Origin of the sequence: Citrobacter sp. wls711 (assembly GCF_005281055.1) — a bacterium.
Classification (GTDB): domain Bacteria; phylum Pseudomonadota; class Gammaproteobacteria; order Enterobacterales; family Enterobacteriaceae; genus Citrobacter; species Citrobacter gillenii.
This window is the reverse complement of the sequence record NZ_SZXC01000067.1, coordinates 1-1,430: the sequence shown is the minus strand read 5'-3', so window position 1 is coordinate 1,430 and position 1,430 is coordinate 1. Positions and strand designations below refer to the sequence as shown.

The 1,430-nt window shown below is 55.0% G+C and carries 1 protein-coding gene; it reads left to right on the top strand.

The window, feature by feature from the left end; translation table 11 throughout:
• Positions 1 to 86 precede the first annotated feature (86 nt).
• Positions 87 to 1,415 (top strand): IS4 family transposase, encoded by a 1,329-nt coding sequence (locus FDW98_RS18925; protein WP_096757660.1) that lies wholly within the window; start codon positions 87 to 89, stop codon positions 1,413 to 1,415.
• Positions 1,416 to 1,430: the final 15 nt, after the last annotated feature.

Below are 1,430 nucleotides of genomic sequence, written 5' to 3'. Positions count from 1 at the left end.
TGTAATGCTGATCAGTTAAGGATCGGTTGACCGATCCAGTGGCTGTGTAAGAATCCGGAAATGCTCACTCGTTTCCGGATTTTTTTATGCACATTGGACAGGCTCTTGATCTGGTATCCCGTTACGATTCTCTGCGTAACCCACTGACTTCTCTGGGCGACTATCTGGACCCGGAACTGATTTCCCGCTGCCTGGCTGAAGCCGGTACCGTCACCCTGCGCAGGCGCCGCCTGCCGCTGGAAATGATGGTCTGGTGTATTGTCGGCATGGCGCTTGAACGTAAAGAACCCCTTCATCAGATCGTGAACCGGCTGGACATCATGCTGCCGGGCAGTCGCCCCTTTGTCGCACCCAGTGCCGTGATCCAGGCCCGTCAGCGGCTGGGTAGCGAGGCCGTCCGCCGCGTGTTCACACAAACAGCACAGCTCTGGCATAAGGCCACACCGCATCCGCACTGGTGCGGCCTGACCCTGCTGGCCATCGATGGTGTGTTCTGGCGCACACCGGACACGCCGGAAAACGATATCGCCTTCCCCCGCCAGACACATGCCGGGAGCCCGGCGCTCTACCCGCAGGTCAAAATGGTCTGTCAGATGGAGCTGACCAGCCATCTGCTGACGGCTGCAGCCTTCGGTACGATGAGCAACAGCGAAAATGAGCTTGCTGAACAACTTATAGAACAAACCGGCGATAACACCCTGACGTTAATGGATAAAGGTTATTACTCACTGGGGCTGTTAAACGCCTGGAGCCAGGCGGGGGAGCACCGCCATTGGATGATCCCGCTCAGAAAGGGAGCGCAATATGAAGAGATCAGAAAACTGGGTAAAGGCGATCATCTGGTCACGCTGAAAACCAGTCCACAGGCACGAAAAAAGTGGCCGGGTCTGGGGAATGAAATGACAGCCCGTCTGTTGACCGTGACGCGCAAAGGGAAAGTCTGTCATCTGCTGACGTCCATGACGGATGCCATGCGTTACCCCGGTGGAGAAATGGCAGATCTGTACGGTCATCGATGGGAGATCGAACTGGGATACAGGGAGATAAAACAGACGATGCAACTGAGCAGGCTGACGCTGAGAAGTAAAAAGCCGGAGCTTGTGGAGCAGGAGCTGTGGGGAGTGTTACTGGCTTATAATCTGGTGAGATATCAGATGATTAAAATGGCGGGGCAGCTGAAAGGATACTGGCCAAATCAGCTGAGCTTCTCAGAGTCATGCGGAATGGTAATGAGAATGCTGATGACATTGCAGGGCGCTTCGCCGGGGCGTATACCGGAGCTGATGCGTGACCTTGAAAGTATGGGACAACTGGCAAAGCTACCGATCAGAAGAGAAAGGGCCTTCCCAAGGGTGGTAAAAGAGAGGCCCTGGAGATATCCCACGGCCCGGAAAAAGGGCCAGTCAGTTGCTTAACTGACTGGCATTACA